The organism is Franconibacter daqui (assembly GCF_014644275.1).
GTDB classification, from domain to species: Bacteria; Pseudomonadota; Gammaproteobacteria; order Enterobacterales; family Enterobacteriaceae; genus Franconibacter; species Franconibacter pulveris.
In genome coordinates this window covers 286,317-310,784 of sequence record NZ_BMKJ01000005.1, presented here as the reverse complement: position 1 = coordinate 310,784, position 24,468 = coordinate 286,317, and the positions used below count along the sequence as shown (strand labels likewise).

Sequence of the window (24,468 nt, the reverse complement as noted above, 5' to 3'; positions counted from 1 at the left end):
GTGCTCCTTAAGCGCGTTTTTCCTGCAATTCCTGATGGCGTTTACGCTCGCCTATCATGACAACCACCAGCAACAGTACGGCGAGAATGCTGCCGCCCACCATCACCATAAAGCCGCCATCCCAGCCGAAGAAATCAACGGTGTAACCGACAATCGCGCTCGCCGCCACCGAACCGCCGAGGTAGCCGAAGAGGCCGGTAAAGCCCGCCGCCGTACCCGCCGCTTTTTTCGGCGCCAGCTCCAGCGCATGCAGGCCAATCAACATTACCGGGCCGTAAATCAGGAAGCCGATGATTATCATGCAGGCCATATCCACGTTCGGGTTGCCCGGCGGGTTCATCCAGTAAACGACAGTCGCGATAGTAACCAGCGTCATAAAGAAGACGCCGGTCGCGCCACGGTTGCCTTTAAAGACTTTATCGGACATCCAGCCGCAGAGCAGCGTCCCCGGGATCCCGGCATATTCATACAGGAAATAGGCCCAGGAAGATTTATCCAGCGCGAAGTGCTTCACCTCTTTCAGGTAAGTCGGCGACCAGTCGAGGATGCCGTAGCGCAGCAGGTAGACAAACACGTTTGCGATAGCGATATACCACAGCAGCTTGTTCGGCAGCACGTATTGCATGAAGATCTGCTTCGCTGTCAGCTCCTGCTCATCTTTTTCGCTGTAGTCGTCCGGGTAGTCGTTTTTGTACTCTTCAATCGGCGGCAGACCGCAGGATTGCGGCGTGTCGCGCATTAAGGCGAAGGCGATAATGGCGACCAAAATAGCGCCGAAAGCAGGCATATAGAGCGCCGCATGCCAGTCGTTAAACCAGGCCATGCCGAGCAGGAACAGCAGCGGCGGAATGCCGCCGCCCACGTTATGGGCGCAGTTCCAGACCGAAACAATACCGCCGCGCTCCTTCTGCGACCACCAGTGCACCATGGTGCGCCCGCACGGCGGCCACCCCATTCCCTGGAACCAGCCGCAAAGAAACAGCAGCACAAACATCACCATGATGCTGGAGGTCGCCCAGGGCACGAAACCCATAAACAACATCACCGCCGCCGCCAGAATAAGCCCGGCCGGCAGGAAAACGCGCGGGTTTGAACGGTCCGAGACCGAACCCATGATGAACTTCGAAAAACCATAAGCAATGGAAATACCGGAAAGCGCAAACCCGAGGTCGCCGCGGGAAAAACCCTGCTCCACCAGATAAGGCATGGCAAGCGCGAAGTTTTTGCGCACCAGATAGTAGGCTGCGTAGCCAAAGAAAATTCCCATGAAGATCTGCCAGCGCAGGCGGCGATAAACGGGATCGACACGATCCGCGGGAAGCCGCGCCTGATGGGCGGCAGGTCTGAAAATACTTAGCATTACATTCTCCTGGCAGGTATTGATCTGCGGACACGAAGTCATTTGCGCCGCTTATGTTTGTTTTCGCGCAGGAGAATACGGGAGCTTTGTCATAATTGCTGTGAAACATCGCACATATTGTTACAGTTTTATGACAAACGAAGATTTTTTGCCTTTTTTATGTTCTTTTGTTTTCGCTTGATGGTCGAATACGCTCGCTAACCAACATAAAAATTTAGGTTTGTGATTCTGATCGGCAAAAAATGAAAAGCACTGTAATGCGTGAGCGCATGCTGAGGGGCGGAGAATAAAGCAATGTCACGCAGCAGGCTTCCGCCCGCTGCGTTTTGCAAGGGTAAGCCGCAGGCGTTACTGACTGAAGGCTTCCACCACCTGCACCCAGCCGTGCTCTGAAGTAACAGGTGCGTCGTTGAGCCAGCGGCGCAGCATGTTCAGCGCCATCATGGCGCAGACTTCCTGACGAGTGCGCAGCTCATGGCGGTTAGCGCTGAATTTGAGGCGCACCGCGTGCAGTCCGACCGGCGTGCACAGCACAATATTTAATTGCTCGTCGCGCATGGCGCCCACCACCAGCGTCAGCTCGCTGCCCGCCTTCTGCACCAGCGCCGCAGCCCGCTGTGCGGCTTCCTGCAGCGTTTCATCGCGGTCCGTCAACACCTCGCTATCCAGCAGCGGCGCGCCCGCAGAACGCAGTTGCAGCGCCAGCAGCCCGGCGGTGAACTGTTCGCTGAGCGACAGACGCAGCGGTTTTTCCTGCAAGCGGCGGGCAAGCTGGGCTGGCAGCCCTTCCGTTCCTTCGAAAATCAGACTTTCTCCCGCCACCTCGCGAACCTTCGGCCACACCGCTTCCATCGCCTCGCGCGCCTTCGCAGGGCCGGTCAGTTTCAGTTCGATAATCGGCATGGAGGAGCGGTAGCCCATCACCACACCCGGCGGCAGCGTAAGCGAGTCAAGGCTCTGCGCGAGATCGCTTTCCGAGCGCCCAAAGGTCGTGAGACGCAGACAAACCGGCGGTTCGACCTCCGGGAAGCGCTGACGCAGGCGCGGCACTATCTGCTGCTGCACCATCTGGCGAAACTCCGAAGGCACCCCAGGCGTGAAGAAAATGACCGCGCGGTTAAGCGTCATGGCGAAACCGCAGGCGGTACCGACGGGGTTGTCCACCATCTCGCTGCCTGCCGGGATCATCGCCTGTTTGCGGTTGCTCGGGGCCATCACGCGCCCGCGGGAGGAGAAAAACTGCTCCATATGCGCGAGCCACTCTTCATGCAGCTCCAGCCCGACGCCCGCCGCTTTCGCTGCGGCTTCGGCGCTAAGATCGTCGCTGGTCGGCCCGAGACCGCCGTTCACAATCACGATGTCCGCCTGCTGGCTGCGCTCCTGCAAAATGGCCGTCAGCGCCTCAAGATTGTCGCCCACCGTGTTGCGACGGGTCATGGGAAAGCCGTTCTCAAAGAGGTAATCCGCAAGCCATGCGGCGTTGGTATCGACTATCTGGCCGTGCAGCACTTCGTCGCCCGTCGAGAGCATTTCTACTTTCAGCATTATTTTCTCCACACAAAGGGAACGCTTCACTATAGCGCAAGCGGGCGGGAGAAAGGGGAAGAAAAGGCGCGACGGACGCCGCGCCTGGAGGATCAGAAGGCTGCGCTGACGCCGACGTACGGGCCGTCGGCCAGTTTGCTGTCGCGGTCGCCATCTTTACCGCTGACGTTAATGTAACGATAGCCCGCTTCGATGCTGAGCGGACGCAGAACAGAGAGGCGCGCGCCGACGTTCGCTTCCTGATAATCATCAATGCTGCTGGAGAGCGAATCCGGAGAGTAGTAGTAATCGCCAAACAGCGAGAAGCTCTGGCCGATCGGCAATTTCACGCCGCCGCCAACTGCCGCCGCGTAACCTTCGCTACCCGCTTTCGGATTCAGGTAAACGCCTCTTACGCCAGGAGAGAGCATAAACGGCCCCAGCGGCAGGTTGAAGTTAAGTCCGAGACCGGCGATATCGCCGTGGTCATCGTTGTGCGCCCAGTTGCCGTTCAGCGCAAGGCCAGTGCTTTCGGTGCCGAAGCCGCCGGTAATATTGGTGTAATGCTCACCCACTTCGCCGCCCACGCTCAGCGCGTTCGCCTGGGAAGCCACGAAGAGCAGCCCGCTCACGCCCGCAATCAGTAATTTTTTCATTCCGTGTATCTCAAATAAGCAAAAAGGATCCCAAAAAAAGCAGCGGCATTGTACCGCTATCCGGCGGGGAAGCAATGTATCAGGGCTTTAGCGTTAGCCTGGACTTGTAACCAGGTGAAAATGAATCTTTTTGCTTAACGAAAGGTGGCAAAGATAACTGCAATAGGAACAGCCAGATTGCCCAGGATCAACGATTAATCTAAAAATATCGCCGAGGATAATTCAGTAATCAATAGACAATTACAATCAAACGACTTACCTGTTGCGGGAGAAAAACGATGAGTAAAAAAGGATTAACCACGGCGTCAGGCGCACCGGTGGCCCATAACAATAACTCCATGACGGCGGGACGTCGTGGACCTATGCTGCTGCAGGATGTCTGGTTCCTGGAGAAACTGGCGCATTTTGATCGCGAAGTGATCCCCGAGCGCCGCATGCACGCGAAGGGTTCCGGCGCCTATGGCACCTTTACCGTAACCCGGGATATTACCGATTTCACCCGTGCGAAAATCTTCTCGCAGATCGGCAAGAAAACGGATCTGTTTATCCGCTTCTCAACGGTGGCGGGCGAACGCGGCGCGGCCGACGCCGAACGCGATATTCGCGGCTTTTCCATTAAGTTTTACACCGAAGAGGGGAACTGGGATCTGGTGGGCAACAACACCCCAGTCTTCTACCTGCGCGATCCGCTGAAATTCCCCGATCTCAACCATGTAGTGAAGCGCGACCCGCGCACCAACCTGCGCAACCCGACCTACAAATGGGACTTTTTCTCGCTGCAGCCGGAAACGGTGCACCAGTTGACTATCGACTTCTCCGACCGCGGCCTGCCGCGCTCGTACCGGGAAATGCACGGCTTCGGCAGTCACACCTTTAGCTTTATCAACGCCAATAACGAACGTTTCTGGGTTAAATTCCACCTGCGTTCCGAACAGGGCATTCATAACCTGATGGACGACGACGCGAAGCGCCTGATTGCCGAAGACCGTGAAAGCGCCCAGCGCGACCTGTTCGAGTCCATCGAAAAAGGTGATTTCCCGCGCTGGAAGTTTTACGTGCAGATCATGCCGGAAGCGGAAGCTTCGCAGACGCCGTATAACCCGTTCGACCTGACGAAAGTCTGGCCGCACGCCGACTATCCGCTGATTGAAGTGGGCGTGCTGGAGCTGAACCGCAATCCGGACAACTACTTTGCGGAAGTGGAGCAGGTCGCCATGTCGCCGGCGAACGTCGTGCCGGGCATCGGCTTTTCTCCGGACCGCATGCTGCAGGGACGTCTCTTCTCGTATGGCGACGCGCACCGTTATCGCCTTGGGGTAAACCATCACCAGATCCCGGTGAACAAGCCGCGCTGCCCGTTCCACAACTACCATCGCGACGGCGCGATGCGCGTGGACGGCAACAGCGGCAACGGCCCGACCTACGAGCCGAACAGCTTTGGCGTATTCCAGGAGCAGCCTGACTACAGCGAGCCGCCGCTGAGCATGGAAGGCGCGGCGGATCACTGGAACCACCGCGAAGATACCGATTACTTCACCCAGCCGCGCGCGCTGTTCAACCTCATCGGCGAGGAAGAGCGTCAGCGCATGTACAACCGCATCGCGGAGGATATCCAGAGCGTGCCGGCGTTTATTCAGGAGCGCCAGATAGGCATCTTCAGCGAAGTGCACCCGGAATATGGCGCGGGCGTGGCGGCCGCGCTGGCGGCGCTGAAAGCGAAACGCTAACCGCGCTGGCCTCCTCCATTAATGGCTGGGGGAGAGTTCGTTAACCACCCATTCTGAAAGCTGACGGCGGGAGATTTTAATCCCGCCGTTTTTTATACTCTCGGGCAGCGGGAGCCAGCGCACCGGCTGCTGAAAGCGCGCCAGTTTATCTCGCACCCATGACGCAAGCGCCTCTGGGCGCGCCTCTTCGTCGCACTCCACCACCGCCACCGGACGGTGGCCAAACTCTTTGTCTTCCAGCGGCACTACGAAAGCCTGCCGCACATGCGGGTGCGCAGCGATGACCCGCTCCACCTCTTCCGGCTGAATGCCTTCGCCGCCGCTGAAAAAGAGATTGTCCAGACGCCCCAGCACGCGCAGCCTTTCGCCAAGCCAGGCGCCGCGATCGCGGGTGGCGAACCATCCTTCGCGATTTGTCAGCGGCTGTACGCCGCCTTCACGCCAGTATCCCGCCGCCATGCTCGCGCCGCGCAGCCAAATCTCGTTGTTGACGATTTTCACTTCCCGTCCTGCCAGAACAAAACCGACGTCGCTCTGCCCGTCCGCTTTTTTCGCGCAGACGGTAGAAGCGAATTCGGTCAGGCCGTAGCCGCACCAGCAGGCGATGCCGCGCTTATGCGCCGCTTCGGTTAACGCCACCGGAATCGCCGCGCCGCCCAGCAACACCGCTTTAAGGGACGGGATAGCCTGCCCTTCTTCCAGCAGCCGCCACAGCTGAGTAGGCACCAGCGAAGCGTGGGTACAGCCCGCCAGCGCCTGCGCCAGCGGTTGCGATTCGCGCGTCGCAAGGCCCGCGCCCGCCAGCAGCCAGCGCCAGAAAATGCCCTGCCCGGAGACATGATAGAGCGGCAGGGAGAGCAGCCAGCAATCGCCGCTGGCAAAGGGAATTTCACCCAGCACCCCGGCGGCGCTGGCAAGGTGCGCGCCGGCGCTGTGCACCGCCGCCTTCGGCAAGCCTGTCGAGCCGGAAGTGAGCGTCATGGACGCAAAGCGTTCAGCCTGCCAGCCAACCGCATGCGCAGCGGCGGCTTCTTCGCGCATGGCAAGCAGCGGCAAGCCCGGCGGCGGCGGCGCGTCGCCGCAAACCAGCGCGTAGTCCAGTGAAAGCGCAGGCAGTAGTTGCGCGAGCATAGATGCAGGGAGCTGCGGGTTAAGCGGCAAGACCCGCACGCCGCACTGCAACAACGCAAGCCAAGCGAAGAGCGCTTGCGGACTGTTTTTAGCGCACAAAGCGACGCCCGCGCCTTCTCTGACGCCTTGCTGATGAAAGCCCGTCGCCAGCGCGTCGACACGCTCGCATAATTGTCGCCAGGTAAAGTGCTCCCTGGCTGTGCGCAGGGCTATCGCTTCCCCGCGCTCTGCTCGCCAGTGGCGCCACGGCCATGTGGTGAAGCTCATAGCAGCGGCTCCAGATTTTCCACCGGCCAGCAAGGCAGCGCGCTGCCCGGCCACTCGCGCACCAGTTGCGCCTGCATTAAAGAGAGCGTATCCAGCCCCGGTACGGTCATCGGCGTGAGCCAGGCGGCCAGGCGCGCCAGTTGCGTTAACCCGAGACTCGATTCAATAGAAGAGCTTATTACCGCCTCAAGCCCCAGCGCGTGCGCCTGCGCGATTTGCTCGCGCACGTTATGGAGGCTTCCGGTCAGCGTGGGTTTGATAACTACCGCGCTCAGGCCGGGTTCGGCGTCAAAAGTAAAATCCGCTTCCCGCAGGCTTTCGTCCCAGGCGATGGCGATGCCCGTTTCGCGGGCGAACTCGCGCGACTGCTCGCGGCGCTGGCAGGGTTCTTCAATAAACGCAATGCGGGGGCGGTTCGCCGGGTTGACATATTTTGCGAACTGTCGGGCCTTAAGCGGCGTCCAGCTGCGGTTGGCGTCAAGGCGCAGACGCAGGTCGGGCAACGCCTCCAGCAGCAGATTAACTACCATGCCGTCGCGAACCGCTTCATAAAGCCCGACTTTTACCTTGGCGATTTTCTCGCCCGGCATCGCGGAAAGCGTGGCGAAGAGTTCGTCCGGGTCGCCGCTGCACAAGGGCGCGACGCGGAAATCCGCCTTCAGCGGCAGTTCGCCGCCAAGCTCCGCCAGCGCGCAGCTTACGCCGAAATCGGCGGCTGGCAGACCGGGCAGCGAAACCGCCTGACCGCTGCGCCAGGCTTGAGCCCAGGCAACGGTTGCCGCCTGCGCCTCTTCCAGCGTCTCCAGGCTGAAGCCTGGCAGCGGCGCCACCTCGCCCCACCCTTCGCGCTCGCCTTCGCCAAGGCGAACCAGCAACCCTTCGCGACATTTCAGCCGCCGTTCGCGCAGCACTACGCCTGCGTCCATCGGCAGCGAATAGCGGTAAACCTGAGCGCGTCGCATTACGGGTTACGCTTAAACTTGCTGAAGTCCGGCTGGCGCTTCTCGTTGAACGCGTTGCGCCCTTCCTGGCCTTCTTCGGTCATATAGAACAGCATGGTGGCGTTGCCCGCCAGCTCCTGCAAGCCCGCCTGGCCGTCGCAGTCGGCGTTGAGCGCCGCTTTCAGACAGCGCAGCGCCATCGGGCTGTTTTGCAGCATTTCACGACACCAGCGCACCGTCTCTTTTTCCAGCTCCGCCAGCGGTACTACCGTATTCACGAGCCCCATATCCAGCGCCTGCTGCGCGTCGTACTGACGGCAAAGGAACCAGATTTCCCGCGCTTTTTTCTGCCCGACGATGCGCGCCATATAGGAAGCGCCCCAGCCGCCGTCAAAGGAGCCGACTTTAGGTCCGGTCTGGCCGAAGATGGCGTTTTCCGCCGCAATGGTCAGGTCGCACATCATATGCAATACGTGACCGCCGCCGATGGAATAGCCCGCCACCATTGCCACCACCGGCTTTGGGCAGGTGCGGATCTGGCGCTGAAAGTCGAGCACGTTGAGGTGATGTACGCCGGAATCATCCTGATAACCGCCGTAGTCGCCGCGCACCTTCTGGTCGCCGCCCGCGCAGAACGCTTTTTCCCCTTCGCCGGTGAGAATAATAACGCCGATATTATCGTCATAGCGCGCGTCCGCCAGCGCCTGCAGCATCTCTTTAACGGTGAGCGGGCGAAACGCGTTGCGTACTTCGGGACGGTTAATGGTGATTTTCGCGATGCCGTCGATGGATTTATGGTAACGAATGTCGCGATAGCCTTCTGAGCAATCCCGCCATTCGACCGGCGCATAGAGCCGCTGTTCATCAGGGTAAATCATGGTTCTTCCTTAGCATGTTGCAGCAAAATGTCAGTGATGCAGTTCGCCACCGCTTGCGGATTTTCCCGATGGGCGTTGTGGCCGGCTGCGGCAATAGGGTGGCGCGATGCGGTAAGTTGCGTCGCAAGCGCGCCGAATTTGTTATCTTTTTCACCGTACAGGTAATGAAACGGCAAGCCGAGCTTTGCCAGCGGCGCGTGCAGATCGGGCTGGCGGCCAAGCGACGCTGCCTCCAGCATGGCGGCAAGCGCCTGCGGATTATTGCGGCTGCGCAGCGTAACTAACGCGGCGCGCTGCGCTTCGGTGAGCGAAGCGAAAACCGGCTGGCGATACCAGGCATCCAGCACCAGGGAGAGCGGCTGCTCGCGTAAACGCTGCGCCCAGCGGCCGTCCGCTTCGCGCCTCGCCTCCCGCTCAGCGGCGCTTGTCAGGCCGGGATGACCGCCTTCGACAATCACGCCCAGTAATCCGCTTATCTCTTGCTGGCAGGCATACTGCATCGCTATCCGCCCGCCAAGCGAATAGCCTGCCAGCCAGTATCTAAGGATGTTGTAACTACTTACAGTTTCAGCGAGCCATTTGCTCACCTGCTGGCTATTCTGCGCCGCTATGCACGACGACTCGCCGTGTCCGGGAAGATCGATAAAAAGATGCGACCACTGCGGCAGCAGGGTCGCTACAGGCAGCCACTCTTCATGGTTACCCAAAAAACCGTGCAACCAGACCAGCCAGGGCTGATTGGCGAAAGCGCTCCGCTTAACTTTTGCGTGAAGCTTCATGCCTGGCTTACCTGCGCAACCAGCCGCTGCAGCGTTTGCGCGCCTTCAGTGGGCGACACGATAAGTTCAACAATCGTAGCACCCGGCGTGCGCCACCCCGTCTCCACCGCATCGCATAACGCCTGCCAACTTTCGGGCCGGGCGTAGTTGAGCCCGAACATTGCCGCAGCATGCCCGAAGGTGACGTTTTGCGGCATGCAGTAATATTTTTCACGCTCGGCGGCAGGCGTCGGCAGCAGCGAGAAAATCTGGCCGCCGTTATTGTTAACGACAATAAGGACGACAGGCGCAGAGGCCTCACGCAACAGGGCAAGGGAGTTGAGATCGTATAGCGCCGAAAGGTCGCCGAGTATGGCAAGCGTCGGGCGCGCGGTGGCGCGCTGAACCCCGGCGGCGGTAGAAATGAGTCCGTCAATGCCGCTCGCGCCGCGGTTGCTGAAGACCGGGTAGCCCGCCGGAAGCTGTGCAAACGCGTCCACCAGCCGCACCACCAGGCTATTGCCGACAAAAAGCTGGCCCGCCTGCGGCAGCAGTTCCGCAATCCGGTGCGCCAGCTGCGCTTCGCCGAAGGCGTGCGTCGCCTGCTCGACGCTCTGACTGGCCTCTTGCGCTATCGCCTTAAGCGCCATCGCCCACGGGGCGCGTTTCTGCGCGGCGTGAAGCTCAAGCCAGTCGCTGATATTGGCCGTCAGCCTGCGGCCGCGGTGGTGCGCCGGGTCAAGTCGTCCGGGCAGCGAGTCCACCAGCCAGTACTCGTCCGGCGTGCAGGCCGCCTGCCATTGCAGCAGCCGTTTACCGGTAAGGCTGGCGCCAAACTGGATAACCAACTGCGCCTGCGACAGCAATTCGGTCGCCCGGCGATTGCTCAGCCATAAATCCGCGCAGGGTAGCGGCTGCCCCGTCTGCGACAGCACGTCGCCAATCAGCGGCCAGCCGAGCGTTTTCGCCCAGGCGGCGACCAGCTCGCCTTCGCCGGCCGAGAGCCTGCCCGCAATAACCACGCCACGCTTTTGCCGCCAAAAAAACCAGTCGCGCTGTTTGAGGCACGCCTGCCCCTCGCTCACACGCAGCCAGGGCTGGTCGCTCTGCCACCATTCCCCCAGCGCCTGCTGCCAGGCCAGCCCCGAGTCGTCCAGCTCGCCGTAAAGCGGCTCGGCAAACGGGCAGTTAATATGCACCGCGCCCGCTTTCACGCCGCTCATCGCTTCATCAAGCGTAGAAACGAGCCAGCGGGCGGGAATATCGGCCGTGGGACGGGGCAGCGCGACAGAAACGCCAGGGTGAGAAGCAAAAATATCTTGCTGACGAATGGCCTGATTCGCGCCGCAGTCGATAAGCTCCGGCGGCCTGTCGGCCGTCAGCATAATGAGTTTTTCACCGGTAAGCCCGGCTTCGATGATGGCCGGATAAAGGTTCGCCACGGCGGTGCCGGACGTCACAATCACCGCTACCGGCTCGCCGCTCCCCTTCGCCAGCCCCAGCGCCAGGTGGCCAAGGCCGCGTTCGTCAAAATGGGTATGGGCGATAAAGGCGCGATTTTCCGCCGCCGCCAGCGTCAACGGCGTGGAGCGTGAGCCGGGAGCGATACAGATATGACGCACGCCGTGGCGCGTCAGCGTCTCAAGGATGACCGCAGCCCAGCGTCGGTTGAAGGAGCTTATCGACATGATGTTGTCCGGTATCAATTTTGCCCGGTTATTATAAGGATTATGGCATCATGTATTTTGATATGAATCGGGATTGTGGCGCTTAGCGGCACAGCAGCGTATGCAAACCTGCCGCTTTGTTCTCAATCTCCTGCCACTCCTGCTCCGGGTCGGACCCCGATACGATCCCGGCGCCTGCGTAGAGGCGTACCGTATCGCCCGTCACCTGCGCCGAGCGCAACGACACGCAGAACTCAGATTGCTGAAGGGAGAGATAACCTGCGGAACCGGCATACCAACCGCGCGTGAAAGGTTCATGTTCGCCAATAAAAAGCCGCGCCGCTTCGCGTGGCAGCCCGGCGACAGCCGCAGTGGGTTGCAACTGTTGCAGACACAGCGCATCGTCCGGCTGAAAGAGCGTGCTCCAGATACAGCGGCGCAGGTGTTGCACCTTGCGCAGGCGCAGCACCTGCGGGGGCAGCACGTCGTAGCCGTCTCCGAGTTTTTCTATACGCTGGCAAATATCTTCCACTACCAGCAAGTTTTCGCGCTGGTTTTTGTCATCGGCCAACAGCAACTGGCCAAGCGCCCAGGCGCGATGATCGTCGGGATGATTTTCGATAGTGCCCGCCAGCGCCTCGGTACGCAACGCCCTGTCGATGCGTCGCCAGAGCCGCTCGGGACTGGAGCCAAGAAAGGCGTCGTGCTCACTGAAAGCCATATAGAAATGGTAGCAGTTGAGGTTAACCCGGCGGCTGGCAGCCATCAGCGCCGCCGCGCAGACGGGTCGGCCAAAACGCAGATCGCTGGCGCGGGCCAGCACCACTTTATCCATCTCCTGCTGATGTATGGCGCGGGTAGCAAGACGAACCCGGTCGCACCAGCCTTCTTTATCGGGAATATGACATTCTTCTACCAGCCGTGAATTAAGCGGCGGCAGCAGTCTGGCAGGCTGGAGCGCGTTCAGGAAAGCGGTCGCCTGCCGGGCATCTTCTTTCAGCGACGTTTCGCTCCAGAGGTGCAGGCAGAGCCAGGCCTGGCCTTCATGTCGTCGCCATTCGAGACGAGAGAGAAACAAGTCGCCTTCATGAGGATTGAAGGCATTCAGGCCCCAGATGCGCAATTCAGGCTCATCCGCCTGTTGGAGAAAAGCCTGCGCTTGCGGCAAAGAATTGAATCGTTTAAGCGCGCCAAGTGCGGCGGCTTCATCGCTGCCACTGCGCTGCTGCCAGTAGAACTGAGGGAAAAACGGTTGGCTTGCAAGCCAGGCGAGCGGGTCACTGGCATCGCTTAGAGTGACAGGCGTACACAAACGGCGCAGACCAGGTTGGTCTGGTAAGGGCGTCGTCAGCCGGTCTGCAAGCCGCTGTAACGCATCTTCTATGGATAACACTACCTACCTCTCCCCTCCCTTAAAAACCCTGCATTATATGTGGCTGCAGGGCCGAATAAAACGACACACCGCCGCAGCGGTGTGATTTCAGGGCGGCTGGAGCGTAAAGAATTAACGACGGGCCAGCAGAAGACCAAATATCAGGCCTGCGGCAGCGCCAATTCCTACGCCCTGCCAGGGTTTTTCGTGCACGTAGTCATCCGCGCGGTAAACCGCTTTTTTCGCGCGATAGTAGTAGTTGTCTGAAGCATTGCTGACGCGAGCTTTAACATCGTGCAGCGCCTGCTCTGCGCGGGCTTTAAGCTCAATATACTTCTGATCGGCTGGGTCGCCCGAGGAGCGTAAGACTTCTTCCAGCGTTTCGCTCAGCAGAGTGAGATCATCATCAAGACGAGGTTCATACGGTTGTGAGTCGGACATAACTGTTCTCCGTGTTTTGGTGAATACCCGTCTGCTAACTATAGACAACGCCACGCTTTTTGCGTAACTGCTATTCCTTCGCCATGCCGATATGAGGAATGCCGTCTTCGTCATAAATTTCCGTCACCGGCCGGAAGCCAAAGCTTGCGTAAAAAGGTTGCAGATGGGCCTGCGCGCCAAGGTATATCGCCCGCTGCGGCCAGTGCCGCTGACAGGAAGCCAGGGCCTGCTCCATCAATTGATAACCCAGTTTTTCGCCTCTGGCGGCGCGAGAGACAATGACCCGACCAATGGCTACAGGCGCCTCTTCTTCGACACTTTTCAGAATCCTCGCATAAGCGACCAGCTCGCCGTCGCGCCAGCCCAGCAGATGACGGTTTTCTCCCACCAGGTCATCGCCGTCAATATCGGCATAAACGCAATTTTGCTCAACGACGAAAACGTCGCAGCGCAGTTTCAACAGCGCATATAGGGTGGGCACATCGAGTTCGCTGTGGTGCAGGTCTTGCCAGCGGATCATGAAAAGCTCCTTGGTGACAGGGGGTTCATCGCTATACTAAAGGCTTTTATCGCCAGACGGGAGCACCCTTTCTATGGAACTGACTTTTCTTGGCACTTCAGCGGGCGTTCCAACCCGCAACCGCAACGTATCGGCCATGGTGCTCAACCCTCTTCTTGCCCGGCCCGGTTTATGGTTATTCGACTGCGGCGAAGGCACCCAGCACCAGATGCTGCGCACTGCGTTTAACCCCGGCAGGATCGATAAAATCTTCATTACTCACCTTCACGGCGACCATATTTTCGGTCTGCCTGGGCTGCTGTGCAGCCGCTCAATGGCAGGCAGCGAGGCGCCGCTTACCATCTATGGGCCAGCGGGCATTCGGGAGTTTATTAACATGTCGCTTAAGCTCAGCGGCTCCTGGGCGGGCTTTCCGCTGACCATTCATGAAATCACAGAGGGGCTGGTGTTTGACGACGGGGAAATGAAGGTCAGCGCGGTTGCGCTTGCACATCCCGTCGAGTGTTATGGCTACCGCATTGAAGAACACGACAAACCCGGCAAGCTGGATGCCCAGCGGCTGACTCGCGCAGGGGTTGCGCCAGGCCCGCTCTTTCAGCGCCTCAAACGAGGCGAAACAGTAAGGCTGGAAGATGGCCGCGAGATTGACGGACGCGATTACCTGGGCGAACCGCAAAAAGGCAAAAAGCTGGCGATTTTCGGCGATACCGGCCCGACGCCGGGGGCATTGCGGCTGGCGCAAGAGGTAGACGTCATGGTGCATGAAACCACGCTTGAGGCGGCCATGGCGGAGAAAGCCAACAGCCGGGGACACTCCACAACCCATCAGGCGGCGGAACTGGCGCGCGAGGCGCGGGCGCTCAGGCTCATCATGACCCATTTCAGCTCCCGCTATGACGCAGCGGCCTGCCTCCGGCTGCTGTCAGAGGCGCGCGCCATTTTCCCGGCGAGCGAACTGGCGGAAGATTTCCTGACTATCACGGTATAGCGCCCATAAAAAAACCGCCGACAAGCGGCGGTTTTTTCTTACATCGACAAGCTTATGGCATAACCTGCGCGGCCTGCACGGCGCCGGCCAGCGGCTGCGCCATTTGCACCAGCGTAATCAGCGGCTGCGGCCATACGCCAAGCACCAGCACCACCAGAGCGGAAAGCAGCACCACTACACCGCCGGCGCTCCACGCCCAATTGGACGGCGCGTCGCGGTTGAGCTGCTGAGGCGCGCTCAGGTAGAGGCTCACCGCCACACGCAGGTAGTAGTAGAGACCAATTGCGGAACCTACCACCACCGCCGCCGTCAACCACCACAGGCTCGACTGCACGCCCACGGCCAGCACGTAGAACTTACCGATAAAGCCAAGGGTCATCGGAATGCCCGCAAGCGACAGCATCATTACGGTCATGACGGCGGAGAGGATTGGACGGTGCCAGAACAGGCCGCGGTAAGAGTAGAGCGAATCCGCGTCCGGGCCACGATACGGGCTGGACATCAGGCTCACCACGCCAAACGCGCCAAGGCTGCTGAACAGGTAACCGGCCAGGTAGACCCCAACGGTTTCCATCGACATCTGGCCGCTTTGCAGCGCAATCAGCGCCACCAGCAGGTAGCCCAGATGAGAAATGGAGGAGTAGCCGAGCAGACGCTTGATGTTGGTCTGGCTCAGCGCCATCAGGTTACCGAAGATGATGGAGATAAAGGCAATAATGCCCAGCACCACGCGCACCGCCTCGCTGTCGCCAACCGGCGCATAGAGGAACAGACGCATCACCACGCCGAAAATAGCGATTTTACTGGCGGTAGCGAGGAACGTAGAAACCGGCGCAGGCGCGCCCTGGTAAACGTCCGGCGTCCAGAGGTGGAACGGTACCAGAGAGAGTTTAAAGCCAAGACCGACAATCATCAGGCCAAGACCCGCCAGCAGCAGCGGTTCGTGCAGCATGTTGTCCGCCAGGCTCTTGCCGAGGCTGACAAACGACAGGCTGCCGGACTGCGCATACACCAGCGCCATGCCAAACAGCAGGAAGGAAGAGGCTGCGGCAGAGAGAATGGTGTACTTAATAGCGGCTTCCAGCGAGCGTTTCTGGCGGAAAGCGTAACCAATCAGGCCAAACAGCGGCAGCGAAATAAGCTCAATGCCGAGGAACAGCGAGGCCAGATGGTTAGCGTTAGCCAGCAGAATGCCACCGAGCGCGGCAATCAGCACCAGCAGATAAAACTCTTCTTTGTTATCCGGATAAGTCTGCAACCACGGATAGGCGAAGGTGCAAGTGGCAAGGCTCGCCAGCAACACCAGGCCGGTGTAGAGCATGGCGTAGCCGTCAACCCGCATCAGCGGGGTAACATCCATCGGCCCCACCTGGCCGACAAACCAGAGCGACAGCAGCGCGGCGTTCAGGCCGATGACCGACAGCGTGGCATTTAAAAAGTGGTTGCGTCGCCACGCAATGGAGAGCATCACAACCACTACCGTCAAGCCGACGACGAGCAGCGGTAGCAGCGCGATCAATTGTTGGAGTGATATTGTCATGGCGAATTACGGCCTTGTAGTAGAAACAGAATCAGTAAACCACTGCTGGATATTGCTCATCGCGGAATGCGATGTATCCAGAATCGGCTGCGGATAGAAGCCGAGCAGTACCAGAAGCGCCACCAGCAGCAGAATGATGAACAGCTCGCGCAGCGACATTCCGCGGATCTCCTGACGGGCCGCTTCGCTCTTCGGCTGGCCGAAGTAAGCGCGGTGCAGCATCGCCAGTGAATAAACAGAGGCGAAAACCAGGCCGAAGGTCGAGATGACGGTGATCATCGGCACCACGTGGAAGCTGCCGAAGAGGATCATGAATTCGCCAACAAAGTTACCGGTGCCTGGCATACCCAGCGTCGCTACGGCGAAGAACATCGACATCGCCGGCAGCCATTTGATCTTGCTCCACAAACCGCCCATCAGACGCATGTCACGCGTGTGCAGACGCTCGTAAAGCTGACCGCAGAGAATGAAGAGGCCGGCGGCGGAAAGACCGTGGGCAATCATCTGGATAACCGCGCCCTGATAAGCCAGCTGGCTGCCGGTATAAATAGCAATCAGCACAAAGCCCATGTGGGAAACGGAGGTGTAAGCAATAAGGCGCTTAATATCGGTCTGCGAGAAAGCCATCCACGCGCCGTAGAAAATGCCAATAACGCCAAGCCACATGGCGATGGGAGCAAACTCCGCCGACGCGTTCGGAAACAGCGGCAGGGAGAAGCGCAGCAGGCCGTAGGCGGCAGTTTTCAGCAAAATGCCCGCGAGGTCGACAGAACCGGCGGTCGGCGCCTGGGAGTGGGCATCCGGCAGCCAGCCGTGCAGCGGTACCACCGGCATTTTCACCGCAAACGCGATAAAGAAGCCGAGCATCAGCAGCCATTCCACGTTGTGGGACATCGGCGTTTTCAGCAGTTGCTGGTAGTTAAAGGTCCATTCTCCGGTCGCGCTGAAGTGAACAAACACCAGCGCCAGAATAGCGATCAGCATCACCAGACCGCTCGCCTGGGTGTAGATAAAGAACTTGGTGGCGGCGGTAATACGCGTCTTCCCGTCGGAGGCCTTATGGCCCCAGAGCGCAATCAGGAAGTACATCGGCACCAGCATCATTTCCCAGAAGAAGAAGAACAGGAACATATCAATGGCAAGGAAGACGCCGATTACGCCACCCAAAATCCACATCAGGTTGAGGTGGAAGAAGCCCTGATATTTCTCAATCTCGTTCCAGGAGCAGAGCACCGCCAGCACGCCAAGCAGGCCGGTCAGCACGACCATCAACAGGGAGAGCCCATCGATAGCGAGATGGATAGTAATGCCAAAGCGCGGGATCCACGGCAAAACAAATTCTGACTGCCACTGCGGCAACCCTGCCGCCTGCGTCAGTGAATAGCCGCCCTGCAACCAGAGTTGCAGCGAGAGCGCCAGCGTCAGCCCCATGGTAATCAGGGCAATCCAGCGTGGCATTTTTACGCCGAAGCGCTCCGTCTGCCAGCAGAAAAAGCCGCCGATAAAGGGAATCAATATTAGCCAGGGTAATAACATGGCAATCAATATTCCTTGTTAAAGTCCCGGACAGGCTCACTGCCATAGCCGCCTGTCCGCTGGGACCTGATTTTCAACGAATTCTCAGCAAAGAAAATTCACTTATTCTTGCAAACTCAACGCAATACCATCAGCAGCGCCAGCACCACGACCGCGCCGATGCTCATGGATGCCACATACCAGCGCAGATAACCGCTCTCGCTAAACAGCAGACCGCGGCCTGCGAAGCGGGAGAGGATAGCCGGAATGTTCATCAGCGCATTCAACGGATCGCGTTTCAGCAGCCAGGCGATACCGAGGAAAGGTTTGACGAAGACTTTGTCATACAGCCAGTCGAAGCCCCAGGCGTGGAACCACCATGTACCGAAGAAGCGGCCCGGCGCGCTGTTGGCCACAGAAGCGACCAGCGTGCGTTTGCCAAGCCACAGCCAGGCGGCAATCAGGATGCCGATGATGGCGATGGCGCCCGAAGCGATTTCCACTGTCATTTTGCCTTCGTGGCCGAAGTTGCTTTCCGGCAGCACGCCCGCCAGCGGCGGTGTGATCAGCGCGCCCACAAAGGTGGAAAGCACCAGCAGAACGATTAGCGGCAGGTGGTGGGTAATCCCCTTCCCTGCATGAGCGTGAATTTTCTCTTCGCCGTGGAACACGATGAAAATCATGCGGAAGGTATAGATGGAGGTGAGGAACGCCCCCGCCAGACCCGCCAGCATTAAGTAGTTATGACCGTTGGCCGCTGCGCCCCACAGAATTTCATCTTTACTGTAGAAGCCTGCGGTGACGATCGGCAACGCCGCCAGCGCCGCGCCGCCGACCAGGAAGCAGGCGTACACCAGCGGAATGGACTTGCGCAGCCCGCCCATTTTAAAGATGTTCTGCTCGTGGTGGCACGCCAGAATGACGGAGCCGGACGAGAGGAACAGCAGCGCTTTAAAGAACGCGTGGGTCATCAGGTGGAAAATCGCCGCATCCCACGCCTGTACGCCAAGCGCCAAGAACATATAGCCAATCTGGCTCATGGTGGAGTAAGCGAGCACACGTTTGATGTCGGTCTGCACGAGAGCGGCAAAACCAGCCAGCACCAGCGTAATGGCGCCAACGATGCCGACCAGATGCAGCACGTCCGGCGTCATCAGGAACAGGCCGTGGGTGCGGGCAATGAGATAAACGCCCGCGGTAACCATGGTCGCCGCGTGGATCAGCGCGGAAACCGGCGTTGGGCCCGCCATCGCGTCCGCAAGCCAGGTTTGCAGCGGAAGCTGTGCAGATTTACCTACCGCGCCGCCAAGCAGCATCAGCGTCGCCCAGCGCAGCATTTCATTGCCGTTAGCAAAGTGCTGCGGCGCCAGTTCAACCATTTCGCGGAAGTTCAGCGTGCCGAGTTCGTTGTAGAGAATGAACAGCGCGAAAGCGAGGAAGACATCGCCCACGCGGGTGACGACAAACGCCTTCATCGCCGCTGCGCCATTCTTCGGATCGGTGTAGTAGAAGCCGATCAGCAGATAAGAGCAGAGGCCCACGCCTTCCCAGCCGAGATACATCAGCAGCAGGTTGTCAGCCAGTACCAGCACCACCATGCTCGCGATAAACAGGTTGGTATAGGCGAAGAAGCGAGAGTACCCCTCTTCGCCGCGCATATACCAGGAAGCGAACATGTGGATCAGGAAGCCTACGCCGGTCACCACGGAAAGCATGGTCAGCGACAGGCCATCCAGCACCAGGTTAACGCCGATATTAAAATCGCCCACCGACATCCAGGTCCACAGCGGCTGAGTGAAAGCCTGTTTGCCGTTGCTGAAGAAATCAAAGCCAACGATAGCGGTAACCAGCGCCGCCAGCCCGACAGAGCCCACGCCCACCGTGGCGGAAAGGTTTTCCGACCAGCGACCGCGCGAGAACGCGAGCAATACATAGCCAATCAATGGCAAAAGAATTGTTAACCAGAGGAGGTTCATCCACGCATCTCACTTACTGAATCGATATTCAGGTTCTGGCGACGGCGATGGAGTTGCAGCAGCAGCGCAAGGCCGATGCTCGCTTCCGCAGCCGCTAAGCTAATCGCCAGGATATACATCACCTGACCGTCGGTCTGGCCCCAGTAGCTGCCCGCGACCACAAAGGCGAGCGCGGCGGCGTTAATCATGATTTCCAGGCCAATCAGCATGAACAGCAGATTGCGACGGATAATAAGGCCGGTCAGTCCGAGGACGAACAGAATGGCCGCGAGGATGAGTCCATGTTGTAACGGGATCATACGTGCTCCTCCGTTTTTCTTTTCGCCTGTTCCGCAGGGGAACCGCCGCGCACGCTGACGACGTCGCCTGCCGACTCTTCACGACCGAGATGGAAGGCCACAACCAGGCCCGCCAGCAGCAGCATAGAAGCCAGTTCCACCGCCAGCACGTAAGGGCCGAACAGCGCCACGCCAACCTCTTTCGCGCTGACTGGCGTGCCGTCGATGCCTTGATCGTTAACGCCAAGAATGGCGTAGACCATCACCACCAGCAAAACGGCGGAGAGCAGGCCCGGACCAATCCAGAGCTGCGGCTTAAGCCAGCCGCGCTCCTGCTCAATAACCGAGTTGCCGAGGTTGAGCATCATCACCACGAACACGAACAGCACCATGATGGCGCCCGCATAGACGATGATTTCCAGCGCGCCGGCGAAATAAGCGCCCAGCGAGAAGAACACGCCTGCAATCGCCAGCAGCGAGATTATCAGGTACAGCAGCGCATGCACCGGATTGGTATGGGTGATCACCCGTACGGTGGTCAGGACCGCCACAAGGGCGCAGATATAAAACGCGAATTCCATTCCTGACTCCTTAAGGTAACAGGCTCTTGACGTCGATAGGCTTGGCTTCGTTCTCCGCCTCGCCCTTGTCTTTGCCGTCGATCGCCATACCCGCCATCCGGTAGAAGTTGTACTCCGGGTACTTGCCCGGACCGGAGATCAGCAGATCCTCTTTCTCGTAAACCAGATCCTGACGCTTGTACTCGCCCAGCTCGAAATCCGGCGTCAGCTGGATAGCGGTGGTCGGGCAAGCCTCTTCGCACATACCGCAGAAAATGCAGCGTGAGAAGTTGATGCGGAAAAACTCCGGATACCAGCGACCGTCTTTCGTCTCCGCTTTTTGCAAAGAGATACAGCCTACCGGGCAGGCTACCGCACACAGGTTACAGGCAACGCAGCGCTCCTGACCGTCCGGATCGCGCGTCAGCACGATACGGCCGCGGTAGCGCGGCGGCAGATAAACCGGCTCTTCTGGATACATGCGCGTTTCGCGTTTTGAGAACGCGTGCATGCCGATCATCCAGATACTGCGTAGTTGGGTGCCGAAACCAACCACTAATTCTTTTAATGTCATGGCTTAATCACCCCTTACGATGCCTGCCAGAGAATAACCGCGGCGGTTGCCAGCAAGTTGATAAGCGTCAGCGGCAGGCACACTTTCCAGCCAAAGGACATCACCTGGTCATAGCGAGGACGCGGCAATGCGGCGCGAATCAAAATAAACATCATCATGAAGAACGCGGTTTTGAGCGCGAACCAGATGAAAGGCGGTAACCACGGGCCATTCCAGCCACCGAAGAACAGGGTCACAATCAGTGCGGAAACGGTAACGATGCCGATGTATTCGCCCACAAAGAACAGACCGAACTTCATGCCGGAATATTCGATGTGATAACCATCGGCCAGTTCTTGCTCGGCTTCCGGCTGGTCAAACGGGTGACGGTGACACACCGCAACGCCCGCGATGGCGAAAGTCACAAAGCCAAAGAACTGCGGAATAACGTTCCACAGATGCGCCTGGTTATTGACGATGTCGGTCATGTTGAATGAACCCGCCTGCGCCACCACGCCCATCAGCGAAAGCCCCAGGAACACTTCATAGCTCAGCGTCTGGGCGGAAGCACGCATGGCGCCCAGCAGTGAGTATTTGTTGTTACTGGACCAGCCGGCGAACAGCACCGCATAAACCGCCAGACCCGCCATCATCAGGAAGAAGAGGATCCCGATGTTGAGATCGGCTACCACCCAGGTCGGGCTCACCGGCACGATGGCGAAGGCGAGCAGCAGCGAGGTGAAGGCGATCATCGGCGCCAGAGTAAAGATAACGCGGTCGGTAAACCGCGGAACCCAGTCCTCTTTGAAGAACATCTTGATCATATCCGCTACCAGCTGAAGCGAACCGCCCCAGCCCACGCGGTTCGGTCCATAGCGGTTCTGGAAGAGGCCCAGCAGACGACGCTCGCCGAAGCTCATAAACGCGCCGCAGCTAACCACGACCAGCAGGATGACAACCGCTTTCAGGATCCCGAGCAGGACGGCAATAACGTCCGGTGTTAACCAACTCATTGCGCAGCCTCCTGCAGATTTTCAAGACGAGCGCCCGCCAGCACCGGCGCGATGCCCGGCATCCCCATCGGCAGACCCACCTGCCCCGCCGCCAGCCCTTCGGAGAGTTGCAGCGGCAGGCTTACGGTCTGCCCTTCATAGCTGAAGGAGACCTTCGAGCCCGCGTTAACGCCAAGCTTCGCGGCATCTGCCGGGTTGAGCTTAATGTACGGCTGCGGCATACGCGTCTGGAAGACAGGTGAACGCTGAGACATCTCATCGCTGCCAAACAGGTGGTAGTACGGCGCGATGCGCCACTGCCCTTCCTGCGGCTGGAAGCGTTCCGGTACTACCGTAAAGTACTCCAGTTCGCCCGCAGAGGCCTCGATGAGGCGCACGCCAGGGTCGCCGTGACGCAGATGGCCGCCCACTTCGTCCTGGAATTTGTTCCAGGCCTGCGGGGAGTTCCAGCCTGGCGCCCAGGCGAACGGCACCTGAGAACGCGGCGCGTCCGGATGGTTGTTTCCTTCCATCGAGAAGGAGAACATGGTGTCTTTATCCTGCGGCTGACGCGGCTCGTGCACGCTGATGTTGGCGCGCATTGCGGTGCGACCGCTGTAGCGGTGCGGCTCACGTGCCAGTTTCTGACCACGAATGCGGAAAGAGGCGTCCGGCGCCGCGTCTTTAATACCCGCCAGCTGCGGCAGCTTTGCGATACAGGCGTCGATAACATGGTCCAGCTGCGTCCAGTCCACTTCACGGCTTTGTACCGTGCTGTGCAGGGAGTGCAGCCAGCGCCAGCTTTCCAGCATAGTCGCTTTGCTGTCGTAGTAGTGCGGGTCGTACACCTGGAAGAAGCGCTGAGCGCGGCCTTCGTTGTTAATCACGGTGCCATCGCTCTCGGCGAAGCTCGCGGTAGAGAGCACCAGATGTGCATGTTCCATAATCGCAGTGCGCTGATGATCGATAACCATCACCAGCGGCGCCTTCGCGAGCGCTGCGTTTACGCGGGTCGCGGAAGCGTGACGATGCAGGTCGTTTTCCAGCACGATCACCGCATCGGCGCTGCCGGTTTCAAGCTCGTGCAGCGCTTCATCCAGCGAGCCGCCGCCAATCATGCCAAGGCCAACGCTGTTTACCGCACGGGCAATCATGGTGATGCCGACATCCGCGCCGCGCCCTTTGAGGGCTTTCGCTACGTTTGCCGCCGCCTGGATAATCTCTGCGCTGCCGGCGTTAGTACCGGAAATAATCAGCGGCTTTTTCGCCCCGGCCAGCGCCTGAACGATGATATCCACTTTGTTTTGCAGGTCGCGGTCGAGCCCTTCTACTGCCGGAGCGGCAGCGTCGAGCGCGTTGGCGATAGCAAAGCCCAGACGCGCCTGGTCTTCTACCGGCGCACGGTAAGTCCATGCGGCGATATCATCCAGACGGGTGCTGTCAACGTTCGTGACGAACAGCGGGTGTTTGGCGTGCTGACCGATGTTCAGAATGGCCGCAATCTGCCAGTCGGCTACTTTCTGCGCCGCTGCCATTTCGCGCGCTTTCCCTTTCACCGCCTGACGAACCGCCAGCGCGGCGCGAGCGCCAGTCTGGGTCAGATCTTCACCCAGAATCAGTACGGCGTCGTAAGATTCAATTTCACGCAGCGCTGGCGTATGGATGCCGCTTTCGCGCAGCACTTTCAGCATCAGTTGCAAACGTTCCTGCTCGCCTGCGGCGATACCGGTATAGAAGTTTTCCGCACCCACCAGCTCACGCAGCGCGAAGTTGCTTTCCACGCTGGCGCGCGGCGAGCCGATGCCGATAACTTTCTTCGACTGGCGCAGAATATCCGCTGCGCCCTGCATCGCCTGCTCGGCGTTCAGGGTGATAAGGTCGTCGCCGCGGCGCTGCACAGGCTGACGCGGACGATCTTTCAGGTTCACGTAGCCATAGCCGAAACGACCACGGTCGCACAGGAAGTAATGGTTTACGGTGCCGTTGTAGCGGTTTTCAATGCGGCGCAGTTCGCCATAACGTTCGCCAGGGCTGGTGTTGCAGCCCAGCGAGCATTGCTGACAAATGCTTGGCGCAAACTGCATGTCCCACTTACGGTTGTAGCGCTCGGAGTGCGTTTTGTCGGTGAAAACGCCGGTCGGACAGATTTCTACCAGGTTACCGGAGAATTCGCTCTCCAGCACGCCATCTTCCGGACGACCGAAGTAGACGTTATCGTGCGCGCCGTAAACACCCAGATCTTTGCCGTCGGCATAGTCTTTGTAGTAACGCACGCAGCGGTAGCAGGCGATACAACGGTTCATCTCGTGAGAGATAAACGGACCGAGATCCTGGTTGCGGTGAGTACGTTTAGTAAAACGGTAGCGGCGGAAGCTATGACCGGTCATGACAGTCATATCCTGCAGGTGGCAGTTGCCCCCTTCCTCACAGACCGGGCAGTCGTGGGGATGGTTGGTCATCAGCCATTCCACCACGCTTTCGCGGAACTGCTTCGCTTCAGCGTCATCAATTGAGATAAAGGTTCCATCGGATGCCGGAGTCATACAGGACATCACCAGGCGGCCACGGGTATCTTCCGCGTTCTGATATTGCTTTACCGCACACTGGCGGCAGGCACCGACGCTCCCCAGCGCCGGATGCCAGCAAAAGTAAGGAATATCAAGGCCGAGGGAGAGACACGCCTGCAGCAGGTTGTCCGCTCCGTCCACCTCGTATTCTTTGCCGTCTACATGAATCGTAGCCATAGTCAGCATGCTTCCAGTTGGCCCGGCTTAGCGCCGGGCGTTAATCAAAATTCTTTTATCCCTTGCCTCTCCCGGCGGGA

General features: G+C 59.2%; 21 protein-coding genes. 2 read left to right on the top strand and 19 right to left on the bottom strand.

All coding sequences use genetic code 11. The annotated features are described in order from the left end of the window. Positions 1–7 precede the first annotated feature (7 nt). From glpT to IEX01_RS17115, 3 genes are all read right to left on the bottom strand, one after another. Entirely contained in the window at positions 8–1,360 is a 1,353-nt protein-coding gene (glpT, locus tag IEX01_RS17125) for a glycerol-3-phosphate transporter (protein ID WP_024556246.1), read from the bottom strand. A gap of 348 nt (positions 1,361–1,708) precedes the next feature. Then, positions 1,709–2,905, bottom strand: coding sequence for a nicotinamide mononucleotide deamidase-related protein YfaY (locus IEX01_RS17120; RefSeq protein WP_188724225.1), 1,197 nt, complete (start codon positions 2,903–2,905; stop codon positions 1,709–1,711). A 92-nt stretch (positions 2,906–2,997) separates the two neighbouring features. Beyond that, entirely contained in the window at positions 2,998–3,540 is a 543-nt protein-coding gene (locus tag IEX01_RS17115; protein ID WP_024556244.1) for a YfaZ family outer membrane protein, read from the bottom strand. 278 nt (positions 3,541–3,818) lie between these two features. Between IEX01_RS17115 and IEX01_RS17110 the strand changes: the two genes are divergently transcribed. Then, positions 3,819–5,267 carry a catalase gene (locus IEX01_RS17110; protein ID WP_188724224.1) on the top strand — a complete coding sequence of 483 codons (1,449 nt, stop codon included), beginning with the start codon at positions 3,819–3,821 and terminating at the stop codon, positions 5,265–5,267. Positions 5,268–5,285: 18 nt separating this feature from the next. Here IEX01_RS17110 and menE read toward each other — a convergent pair whose 3' ends face one another. The 8 genes from menE to IEX01_RS17070 form a co-directional block, all read right to left on the bottom strand. Further along, positions 5,286–6,665, bottom strand: a complete 1,380-nt coding sequence (gene menE / locus IEX01_RS17105; RefSeq protein ID WP_188724223.1) for an o-succinylbenzoate--CoA ligase — start codon at positions 6,663–6,665, stop codon at positions 5,286–5,288. Continuing rightward, a complete protein-coding gene (gene menC / locus IEX01_RS17100) occupies positions 6,662–7,627 on the bottom strand; it encodes an o-succinylbenzoate synthase (RefSeq protein ID WP_188724222.1) in 966 nt (321 codons plus the stop codon). The genes menE and menC overlap by 4 nt, the downstream gene beginning before the upstream one ends. Further along, positions 7,627–8,484 carry a 1,4-dihydroxy-2-naphthoyl-CoA synthase gene (gene menB / locus IEX01_RS17095; protein WP_024556240.1) on the bottom strand — a complete coding sequence of 286 codons (858 nt, stop codon included), beginning with the start codon at positions 8,482–8,484 and terminating at the stop codon, positions 7,627–7,629. The genes menC and menB overlap by 1 nt, the downstream gene beginning before the upstream one ends. Then, positions 8,481–9,263 carry a 2-succinyl-6-hydroxy-2,4-cyclohexadiene-1-carboxylate synthase gene (menH, locus tag IEX01_RS17090; RefSeq protein ID WP_188724221.1) on the bottom strand — a complete coding sequence of 261 codons (783 nt, stop codon included), beginning with the start codon at positions 9,261–9,263 and terminating at the stop codon, positions 8,481–8,483. Before menH ends, menB begins: the two co-directional genes overlap by 4 nt. Further along, positions 9,260–10,930, bottom strand: a complete 1,671-nt coding sequence (menD, locus tag IEX01_RS17085; protein ID WP_188724220.1) for a 2-succinyl-5-enolpyruvyl-6-hydroxy-3-cyclohexene-1-carboxylic-acid synthase — start codon at positions 10,928–10,930, stop codon at positions 9,260–9,262. Before menD ends, menH begins: the two co-directional genes overlap by 4 nt. Before the next feature lie 82 nt (positions 10,931–11,012). Continuing rightward, positions 11,013–12,302: an isochorismate synthase MenF gene (gene menF, locus IEX01_RS17080; protein ID WP_024560393.1), complete on the bottom strand. Its 1,290-nt coding sequence runs from the start codon at positions 12,300–12,302 to the stop codon at positions 11,013–11,015. Positions 12,303–12,413: 111 nt separating this feature from the next. Continuing rightward, positions 12,414–12,722 carry a stress response protein ElaB gene (gene elaB, locus IEX01_RS17075; RefSeq protein ID WP_024556236.1) on the bottom strand — a complete coding sequence of 103 codons (309 nt, stop codon included), beginning with the start codon at positions 12,720–12,722 and terminating at the stop codon, positions 12,414–12,416. Between the two features lie 70 nt (positions 12,723–12,792). Next, on the bottom strand, positions 12,793–13,242 hold the full coding sequence (locus tag IEX01_RS17070) for a GNAT family N-acetyltransferase (protein WP_028020009.1): 450 nt from the start codon (positions 13,240–13,242) through the stop codon (positions 12,793–12,795). 73 nt (positions 13,243–13,315) lie between these two features. Between IEX01_RS17070 and rnz the strand changes: the two genes are divergently transcribed. Next, positions 13,316–14,230, top strand: coding sequence for a ribonuclease Z (gene rnz / locus IEX01_RS17065; RefSeq protein WP_188724219.1), 915 nt, complete (start codon positions 13,316–13,318; stop codon positions 14,228–14,230). Between the two features lie 52 nt (positions 14,231–14,282). Here the strand turns inward: rnz and nuoN are convergent, their stop codons facing one another. The 8 genes from nuoN to nuoG all read right to left on the bottom strand — a co-directional run bounded on the left by nuoN (position 14,283) and on the right by nuoG (position 24,388). Beyond that, positions 14,283–15,770, bottom strand: coding sequence for an NADH-quinone oxidoreductase subunit NuoN (gene nuoN, locus IEX01_RS17060; protein WP_024556234.1), 1,488 nt, complete (start codon positions 15,768–15,770; stop codon positions 14,283–14,285). Positions 15,771–15,776: 6 nt separating this feature from the next. Further along, a complete protein-coding gene (gene nuoM, locus IEX01_RS17055) occupies positions 15,777–17,306 on the bottom strand; it encodes an NADH-quinone oxidoreductase subunit M (protein ID WP_024556233.1) in 1,530 nt (509 codons plus the stop codon). 116 nt (positions 17,307–17,422) lie between these two features. Further along, positions 17,423–19,261, bottom strand: coding sequence for an NADH-quinone oxidoreductase subunit L (gene nuoL, locus IEX01_RS17050; protein ID WP_024556232.1), 1,839 nt, complete (start codon positions 19,259–19,261; stop codon positions 17,423–17,425). Further along, positions 19,258–19,560, bottom strand: a complete 303-nt coding sequence (gene nuoK, locus IEX01_RS17045) for an NADH-quinone oxidoreductase subunit NuoK (RefSeq protein WP_024556231.1) — start codon at positions 19,558–19,560, stop codon at positions 19,258–19,260. The genes nuoL and nuoK overlap by 4 nt, the downstream gene beginning before the upstream one ends. Continuing rightward, entirely contained in the window at positions 19,557–20,120 is a 564-nt protein-coding gene (gene nuoJ, locus IEX01_RS17040; RefSeq protein ID WP_024556230.1) for an NADH-quinone oxidoreductase subunit J, read from the bottom strand. Before nuoJ ends, nuoK begins: the two co-directional genes overlap by 4 nt. Positions 20,121–20,130: 10 nt before the next feature. Next, a complete protein-coding gene (nuoI, locus tag IEX01_RS17035) occupies positions 20,131–20,673 on the bottom strand; it encodes an NADH-quinone oxidoreductase subunit NuoI (RefSeq protein ID WP_024556229.1) in 543 nt (180 codons plus the stop codon). Between the two features lie 14 nt (positions 20,674–20,687). After that, positions 20,688–21,665 (bottom strand): NADH-quinone oxidoreductase subunit NuoH, encoded by a 978-nt coding sequence (gene nuoH / locus IEX01_RS17030; protein WP_024556228.1) that lies wholly within the window; start codon positions 21,663–21,665, stop codon positions 20,688–20,690. Next, the gene (nuoG, locus tag IEX01_RS17025; RefSeq protein WP_024556227.1) at positions 21,662–24,388 is read right to left on the bottom strand and encodes an NADH-quinone oxidoreductase subunit NuoG; all 2,727 of its coding nucleotides are present in this window, start codon (positions 24,386–24,388) and stop codon (positions 21,662–21,664) included. The genes nuoH and nuoG overlap by 4 nt, the downstream gene beginning before the upstream one ends. Positions 24,389–24,468 lie beyond the last annotated feature (80 nt).

Coding starts and splice junctions, on each gene's coding strand:
- IEX01_RS17115 (WP_024556244.1), bottom strand. CDS start 3,540: ATGAAAAAATTACTGATTGCGGGCGTGAGCGGGCTGCTCTTCGTGGCT.
- menE (WP_188724223.1), bottom strand. CDS start 6,665: ATGAGCTTCACCACATGGCCGTGGCGCCACTGGCGAGCAGAGCGCGGG.
- nuoG (WP_024556227.1), bottom strand. CDS start 24,388: ATGGCTACGATTCATGTAGACGGCAAAGAATACGAGGTGGACGGAGCG.
- rnz (WP_188724219.1), top strand. CDS start 13,316: ATGGAACTGACTTTTCTTGGCACTTCAGCGGGCGTTCCAACCCGCAAC.
- menC (WP_188724222.1), bottom strand. CDS start 7,627: ATGCGACGCGCTCAGGTTTACCGCTATTCGCTGCCGATGGACGCAGGC.
- nuoN (WP_024556234.1), bottom strand. CDS start 15,770: ATGACAATATCACTCCAACAATTGATCGCGCTGCTACCGCTGCTCGTC.
- nuoL (WP_024556232.1), bottom strand. CDS start 19,261: ATGAACCTCCTCTGGTTAACAATTCTTTTGCCATTGATTGGCTATGTA.
- IEX01_RS17120 (WP_188724225.1), bottom strand. CDS start 2,905: ATGCTGAAAGTAGAAATGCTCTCGACGGGCGACGAAGTGCTGCACGGC.
- glpT (WP_024556246.1), bottom strand. CDS start 1,360: ATGCTAAGTATTTTCAGACCTGCCGCCCATCAGGCGCGGCTTCCCGCG.
- IEX01_RS17070 (WP_028020009.1), bottom strand. CDS start 13,242: ATGATCCGCTGGCAAGACCTGCACCACAGCGAACTCGATGTGCCCACC.
- IEX01_RS17110 (WP_188724224.1), top strand. CDS start 3,819: ATGAGTAAAAAAGGATTAACCACGGCGTCAGGCGCACCGGTGGCCCAT.
- menB (WP_024556240.1), bottom strand. CDS start 8,484: ATGATTTACCCTGATGAACAGCGGCTCTATGCGCCGGTCGAATGGCGG.
- nuoJ (WP_024556230.1), bottom strand. CDS start 20,120: ATGGAATTCGCGTTTTATATCTGCGCCCTTGTGGCGGTCCTGACCACC.
- elaB (WP_024556236.1), bottom strand. CDS start 12,722: ATGTCCGACTCACAACCGTATGAACCTCGTCTTGATGATGATCTCACT.
- nuoM (WP_024556233.1), bottom strand. CDS start 17,306: ATGTTATTACCCTGGCTAATATTGATTCCCTTTATCGGCGGCTTTTTC.
- menD (WP_188724220.1), bottom strand. CDS start 10,930: ATGTCGATAAGCTCCTTCAACCGACGCTGGGCTGCGGTCATCCTTGAG.
- nuoH (WP_024556228.1), bottom strand. CDS start 21,665: ATGAGTTGGTTAACACCGGACGTTATTGCCGTCCTGCTCGGGATCCTG.
- nuoK (WP_024556231.1), bottom strand. CDS start 19,560: ATGATCCCGTTACAACATGGACTCATCCTCGCGGCCATTCTGTTCGTC.
- menH (WP_188724221.1), bottom strand. CDS start 9,263: ATGAAGCTTCACGCAAAAGTTAAGCGGAGCGCTTTCGCCAATCAGCCC.
- nuoI (WP_024556229.1), bottom strand. CDS start 20,673: ATGACATTAAAAGAATTAGTGGTTGGTTTCGGCACCCAACTACGCAGT.